At 67.0% G+C, this 7,504-nt stretch carries 4 protein-coding genes; all 4 read left to right on the forward strand.

Going from position 1 to position 7,504, the window contains the following annotated elements; translation table 11 throughout:
* Window positions 1-462: 462 nt before the first annotated feature.
* Entirely contained in the window at window positions 463-1,221 is a 759-nt protein-coding gene (locus BST17_RS28250; RefSeq protein ID WP_083062325.1) for an SCO6745 family protein, read from the forward strand.
* 25 nt (window positions 1,222-1,246) lie between these two features.
* On the forward strand, window positions 1,247-2,497 hold the full coding sequence (locus BST17_RS28255; RefSeq protein ID WP_083062323.1) for a cation:proton antiporter domain-containing protein: 1,251 nt from the start codon (window positions 1,247-1,249) through the stop codon (window positions 2,495-2,497).
* 36 nt (window positions 2,498-2,533) lie between these two features.
* Complete coding sequence (locus BST17_RS28260) at window positions 2,534-4,291, forward strand: NAD(P)/FAD-dependent oxidoreductase (RefSeq protein ID WP_083062324.1); 1,758 nt, start codon at window positions 2,534-2,536, stop codon at window positions 4,289-4,291.
* Window positions 4,292-4,393: 102 nt separating this feature from the next.
* A partial coding sequence (locus BST17_RS28265; protein ID WP_133053614.1) for a type I polyketide synthase occupies window positions 4,394-7,504 on the forward strand: 3,111 nt, incomplete at its 3' end.

The following is a 7,504-nucleotide window of genomic DNA, read 5'->3' on the forward strand; positions in this document are numbered from 1 at the left end:
GCCTGCAGGGTGGCCAGCATGCGATGCCACTGCGAGGGTAACCGGCAGGTCAGCGTCTCGACCTCATCCATCACGGCCACCAACTCGTCGCGGGACATCGTCCCCACATCGCATGCGGCGAAGACGTCGTAGGCGGCACGCAATGCCGCTACTGCCTGCCCCGCTGTGGTCATGACTCGAACATACGTGCGGCCACCGACATAACGCGGCAGAATGTGACAGCAGAGACCAAAGAGGCCAAAGAAAAAACTGAGACCCGAAATGCCCTGGTCGCGTTCAGTTTTCGGTTGTCGCCCCACGACATCTCTGCTTGCGGCGCGATCGTGCGGACACCCGGGGAGGCGTCTTTCGGGCGCCGCGGTACGGCACAAGCGCGGTAGACAGAGTGGGGGATCGCCCCGAATTGACAGCCGTCTAGTGTTCGATCATCACACCGTCTTCCCTACCGAGGAGAAACCTCCGATGAGCGACACCGATCTGATCGATGCCACCGCGGCGGCGGGCACCGCCGTCGAGCAGGCCGTCGCCGTGTTCATGCTGCACCCGCAGACCTATGCGGGCAGCGTCGCCGCCGGATACCAGAACCCACTGTCCGGCTATGTGGCCGGTCGCGGCGGCGTGCTCGGCGAGGCTACCGGTGCCACCGTCGCCGCGATCTTCGCCGTTTTCGAACCCCGTGGAATCGCAGCCCTTTGGGATGAGGGTCTAGCGGTCCGCGGCGCTTCCGGTGCGGCGCAGGTGTACTGGGACCAGGCGGCAGAGTTCGGTCGGAGTCACCTTGCCGGCGCCGACGGTCTGGAACGCATCGCCGAACTGGGGGAGAAGGTGATCGCCGCGGCGCCGACCTCCTCATCCCCGTTGTTCGCGGGCTGGAGGGCCATGCCGCCGGCCGATGACGCGCCCGCGCGCGCCCTCCAGGTCATGTTCGTGCTGCGGGAACTGCGGGCCGGACTCCACTTCAACGCCCTCAGCCTGTCGGGGATCACGCCCATCGAGGCGCACATGCTGAACAAGGGTCCGCGCTACGCAGCCATGTTCGGTTGGCCCGAACCGTTCGCCGACGGCGCGGACAAGAAAGACCGCTACATCGAGATCGAGAACGCGACCAACCGCCGGATGGCCGAACTGGTCGGCGCCGCACTGGAATCAGCGGAGGCGGCCGAATTCGCCCGGCTGACGACCGCCGCGTTGGCCACCCTGCGGCAGAACGTTGCGCGGTGAACAGTTCGTCTGGCTAATCTGACCTATGCCCGCGGACATCGCGATCCACTTCTTCCTGCAACTCACCGTTATCCTCGCCGCCTGCCGGCTGGCCGGGATCGTCGCCCAACGCCTCGGCCAACCGCAGGTCGTCGGCGAGATGATCGCCGGCGTCGTCCTGGGCCCCTCGCTACTCGGCCGCATCGCGCCCGACCTGCAGGCCACCCTTTTCCCGTCCGGGACGGCCAACATCGTGTTGTACACCGCCGCGCAGGTCGGCCTGGTGCTCTACATGTTCATCATCGGCATGAACTTCGACGTCGACCATGTCCGGCAGCGGGCCGGGACGGCCGCCGCCGTCTCGGCCACCGGAACCGTCGCTCCGCTCATCATCGGTGCGCTGGCGGCCATCCCGTTGCTGGGCGGCGGCGAGTTCTTCGGCGACGGCGTCAACATCGGCATGGCAATGATGTTCCTCGGCGCGTCGATCGCCATCACCGCATTCCCCATGCTCGCCCGGATCATCTTTGAAAAGAAGCTCACCGGAACATCTTTGGGCACGCTCGCGCTGGCCTGCGGTGCGACGGCCGATGCCATCTCCTGGTGCATCCTGGCCATCGTGCTGGCCATCTACAAGGACAGCCCGATGCTGGCCGTCGTCGCGATCGGTGGCGGTCTGATCTACACGGTGGTGGTGTTGACCATCGGGCAACGAGCCCTCAAACCGCTGGGCGCGCGGGCCGAGGAGCAGCAGGCCGTCAGCGGGTCGATGCTCAGCACGGTGCTGATCCTGCTGATGGCGTGTGCGTGGTTCACCGACATCATCGGCATCTACGCGATCTTCGGTGCGTTCATCCTCGGCGTCGCGATGCCCTCGGGTTTCTTCACCGCCCAGCTCACCGACAAGCTCGAACCGCTGACCACCAAGCTGCTGCTGCCACTGTTCTTCGTCTACTCCGGGTTGAACACCCAGATCGGACTGGTCAACACGCCACGGCTGTGGGCCATCACCGCCGGCCTGCTCATCGTCGCCATCGTGGGCAAGGGTGTCGCGTGCGCGGTCGCGGCACGGCTCAGTCGCGTGCCGATGCGCGAATCGCTGGCGCTGGGTGCGCTGATGAATGCCCGTGGTCTGATCGAACTCATCCTGCTCAACATCGGGCTCCAGGCGGGCATCATCACACCCACGCTGTTCACCATCCTGGTGATCGTGGCCGTGGTGACGACGTTGATGGCCTCACCGATCTTCGAGCGCGTCTACGGACGGCACCGCGCGGCCGCCCAGATTTCCCAGTAGCCGTCGGGTCGCGGCCCGGATGGGTATCTTGAATTCATGCGCCCTGAACTCGCACAACTCGACGCGCAGACACGAGCAGCCCTCGCGCGGAAGATCAGAAGCCAGCTGCCGGCGGCAGACACCCCCTCGGCCGACAACGATGTCGTCATCGTCGGTGGTGGTGTGGCCGCGATGGGACTCGCCCTGCAATTGCGAAGCAAACGCCCCGACATCCGGGTGCTGATCATCGAGCCGAACAGCTATCCGTTGGCCGAGATCACGCACACCGTCGGTGAATCCACCGTCGAGGTCTCGGCCCATTACCTGCGGGAGACGCTGGGCCTGGGCGATCACCTCAGCTCCGCGCACCTGCGCAAGATGGGCTTGCGGATGTTCTTCTCCCACGGCCGCAACACCGATATCGCCGCGCGCATGGAGCTCGGCGGTTCCACGTTCGTCCCGCAGGTCACCTACCAGATCGACCGGGGCCGGCTGGAGAACGAACTGCACCGTCGGTGCGTGGCGGTCGGTGTCGAGATCCGCTGCGGGCGTGTGCGTTCCGTGGAACTCGCAGCCACGCCGCACATCGTCTCCTACCAAACGGACACCGCGGCCGCCGAGACGACGGCGCGGTGGGTGATCGACGCGTCGGGCCGCAACCGGACGCTGCCCCGGCAGCTGGACCTCAAGCTGGCCAACGAGCATCACTGCAACGCGGCGTGGCTGCGCGTCGCCACCGAGATCGACGTCAACGGCTGGAGCGATGACCCTGGCTACCACTCCCGTCTGGTCGAGGGTGACCGGGCGATGTCCACCAATCACCTGATGGGTGAGGGCTATTGGGTCTGGCTCATCCGGCTCGGCTCCGGTGCCACCAGTGTCGGGATCGTCGCGGACCCGGCGCTGCACCCCTTCGACAGCTTCAACACGCTGCCCAAGGCGAAGGCCTGGCTGCGCGAACACGAGCCGCAGTGTGCGGCGGTGCTGGCCGAGCACGACGACCAGATCATGGACTTCCGGGTGATGAAGAAGTACAGCCACGGGGCCACCAAGGTGTACGACGGCGCCGGCCGCTGGGGACTCACCGGCGATGCCGGCATCTTCCTGGACCCGCTGTACTCCTCGGGGCTGGACCTGGTCGCCATCGGCAACGGCCTGATCACCGACCTGGTCGACCGCGACCTCGCCGGTGAGGACGTGACCGTTCGCGCACAGGTCAGCGACACGCTGTTCCGTTCGCTCACCGAGATGTGGCTGGCGATCTACCAGGACCAGTACGTGCTGATGGGCACCCCCGCCGTGATGTCGGCGAAGGTGATCTGGGACATCGGTTTCTACTGGGGCTTCATCGGGATGCTCTACATGAACGACCGGTACGTGCGGCTGACCGACGATCCGGAGTTCGTCCCCGAACTCGAGGGACTGATCGCGCTCAGCAATCGGATGCAGCGGTTCTTCCGGGAGTGGGCCGCGGTGTCGGACGCCGACGCCACGGTGCCGTTCCTGGACCTGTACGCACCGTTGGACTTCATGGTCACCCTGCACCACGCGATGATGGCGCCGAGGTCGGACTTCGACGCGCAGTTCGCGGCCAACAGCCGGCTTTTGCGGCAGATAGCCGGGCAACTCGTCGAGACGGTGCTGGCGGCGACGTCCGGCACGTTCGACGACGATCGTGTTGTGCGCCAGGTCCAGGAATGGCAACGCGACGCGTTGTTGCGGGAACTGCGCAACACCTACCGCCGGGAGCAGGCCGTCAACCCGATCAGCGGTGACTGGATCATCACCCGGTCCCCGGCGCTGCAGCCGAGCTGATCGCCATGGACACCGGTACATAAAAGGGGATCGGGGTACCCATCCAACCCCGTCGCGGCGACGAATCCCACTGGAGCCGTGTAGCGCCGCGAGAAAGTACCGATGCCCGTGACCGATCGACTGCCCAACCACCGCGAACCCCTGGCGATCGTCGGGGTCGGATGCCGTTTCCCCGGCGGTGCCGAATCCGCGGACAGCTTCTGGCGGATGCTCTGCAACGAGGTGGACGCCACCGGCGAGGTCCCGGCGACGCGGTGGAATGCCGCCCGCTATCACGACCCGAACCCGGCGAAGATGGGCAAGGTGGTGACCCGTCGCGGCGGGTTCCTCGCCGAGATCGACCAGTTCGACCCGCAGTTCTTCGGCATCTCGCCGCGCGAGGCGCATTCCCTCGATCCCCAGCAGCGCCTGCTGTTGGAGGTCACCTGGCAGGCATTCGAGGATGGTGGGATTCCGGTCGACGGGTTGGCGGGCAGTGATGTCGGGGTCTTCGTCGGCGGGTTCACCCTCGACTACCAACTCCTGCAGAATCAGGGCCGCACCAGCCGCTACCGGTTCAAGCCGCACTCGGCCACCGGGATGATGATGACGATGCTGGCCAACCGCATCTCACACGCCTTCGACTTCCGTGGCCCCAGCATGACGATCGACACCGCGTGTTCGAGCTCCCTGGTCGCCGTTCATCTTGCCGCTCAGAGCATCTGGAACGGCGAATGCGACCTTGCCGTCGCCGGCGGGGTCAACATCATGGTCGGTCCGAACACCGCGATCGCCGAATCGCGCAGCGGATTCCTCAGCCCGCAGGGCCGCAGCCGGGCATTCGACGATTCGGCCGACGGTTACGCGCGCGGTGAGGGCGGTGCAGTCGTCGTCATCAAACCCCTCACGCAGGCGGTTTCGGACGGCGACGACATCTACGCGCAGATCCTGGGCACCGCGGTCTCCCAGGACGGCCACACCGACGGCATCACCGTGCCGCGCGAGGACGCCCAGGAGGCGGCGATCCGCACCGCGTTACGGCGCGCGGACCTGGACCCGGGGCAGATCGGCTACGTAGAGGCGCACGGCACCGGCACACCGGTCGGCGACCCCATCGAGATGCGCGCCCTGGCCGGGGCGCTGACCTCCGGCCGCCCCGCCGGCGAACCGCTGGTGATCGGGTCGGTCAAGACCAATATCGGCCACCTGGAGGCCGGTGCGGGCGTCGCCGGGTTGATCAAGGCCGCGCTGGTGGTCAAGCACGGGTTCATCCCGGCGAACCTGCACCTGCGCAATCCGACCCAGCACGTATCGCTTTCCGAACTCAACCTCGACATCCCGGCCACGGGGCGGCCATTCCCGCAGACCGAGCGTCGCATCGCGGGGGTGAACTCCTTCGGATTCGGCGGCACCAATGCCCACGTCGTGCTCGCCGAGCCGCCCGCGGCTGAACCGTCCGAGCCGCCCGCGGCTGTAGATTCCGAGCCGCCCGCGGCGGCCACCTCTGCCGAGATGGCCGAGGGCGCACTGCCGCTGGCTGTGCTCCCGATATCGGCTCGCAGCGAGGATGCCCTGGCGGCCACCGCGGGCCGGCTGGCCGAGCACCTGCAGGCGCACCCCGAGGTGTCGCTGGCCGACCTGGGATACACCCTGTCCCGGCGCCGCGCGCATCTGAGTCACCGGCACACGTTCATCGCCGAGGATCTCGCCGACGCCCGCGAGCAGCTGCGTGCGCTGGCCGAAGGCGGTTCCATCGAGACGAGCCGGATCGGCTCCGGCACACCGAAACTGGCCTTTGTGTGCACCGGTATGGGACCGCAGTGGTGGCGGATGTGCCGGGGGCTGCTCGGCGTGCTCCCGGTGTTCACCGAGAGCATCCGGCGAACCGACCGCGAGCTGTCCCGCTACGCCGACTGGTCGCTGATCGAGGAGCTGCGCCGCGACGAGGCGCAGTCGCGGATGGCCGACACCGAGATCGCCCAACCGGCCAACTTCGCGATCCAGATTGCGCTGGCCGCCCAGCTCGCGGAGTTCGGCATCGTCCCGGATGCCGTGATCGGCCACAGCGCAGGAGAAGTCGCTGCACATCATCTCGCCGGCCTGTTGACCTTCGAGCAGGCCGTTCGGGTCATCTATCACCGCAGCCGGCTGCAGCAGCGCACCAGCGGGCAGGGCCGGATGCTGGCGGTAGGACTGTCCGCCGAGACATTGATGCAGACCATCGACGAGAAGGTGCTCGACGAGTTCGGTCGCCGGGTGTCGGTGGCCGCGGTCAACAGCCCGTCCGCCGTCACGGTCGCCGGCGACGGTGACGTCCTGGAAGACATCGCCCGGCAACTGGACGAGGCGCAGATATTCAACCGGTATCTGGCCGTGAAGGTGCCCTATCACACCCACTACATGGACGCGGTGAAGGACGATCTGCTCACCGCGTTCGAGGGTCTGTCCGCGCAGCCCGCGCAGCTGCCGCTGTATTCCACCGTCACCGGCGAGCTGCTGACAGACTATGCCGCCGGTGCCGCGTACTGGTGGCAGAACACCAGGGCCACCGTCCTTTTCGAGCCGGCCCTGGCGCAGATGCTCGACGACGGCTACACACATTTCGTCGAGCTGGGACCGCACCCGGTGCTGGCCGCGTCGATTCTGGAAACCGCCGGTGCGCAGCGGATCTCGGTGCTGGCCGCGCAGCGCCGCGACCACGACGATGTTCGCACGCTGCTGACCTGTCTGGGTGCTCTGCACAATGCCGGTCACGAGGTGGCCTGGGACCGGATACATCCCGACGGCGCAGCGCGCCCGGTCAAGATCCCGCACTACCCGTGGCAGACGAAGCGGTACTGGTACGACAACTACGAGGTCGACGAGGCGCTGTTCTACACGCCGGTGCACCCGTTGCTCGGCCAGCCCGTGCGTGGGGTACACCCCGCGTGGGAGGTGGAGCTCAGCACCGTCTCCCATGCGTTCCTCGACGGTCATCGCGTGCAGGGCAGCGTCATCGTGCCCGGCGCCGTGTACGTCGAGATGGCGCTGGCGGCAGCCAGGGAGACCTACGGCTCCGACCACAGCGTCGACAACCTGGTGCTGCACCGTGCCGTGATACTCGATGACCGGTGTGACCCGATCATCCGGACCACCCTCAACGAGGACGACGGCACAATAGAATTCGCGAGCTTCACGGCCACCGGCGACGGCGATCTGAAGTGGGCGATCACCGCCACCGCCGAACTCGGCACC

The sequence above is a fragment of the Mycolicibacterium bacteremicum genome, from assembly GCF_002086115.1.
Lineage (GTDB): Bacteria > Actinomycetota > Actinomycetes > Mycobacteriales > Mycobacteriaceae > Mycobacterium > Mycobacterium bacteremicum.

Coding starts and splice junctions, on each gene's coding strand:
- BST17_RS28260 (WP_083062324.1), top strand. CDS start 2,534: ATGCGCCCTGAACTCGCACAACTCGACGCGCAGACACGAGCAGCCCTC.
- BST17_RS28255 (WP_083062323.1), top strand. CDS start 1,247: ATGCCCGCGGACATCGCGATCCACTTCTTCCTGCAACTCACCGTTATC.
- BST17_RS28250 (WP_083062325.1), top strand. CDS start 463: ATGAGCGACACCGATCTGATCGATGCCACCGCGGCGGCGGGCACCGCC.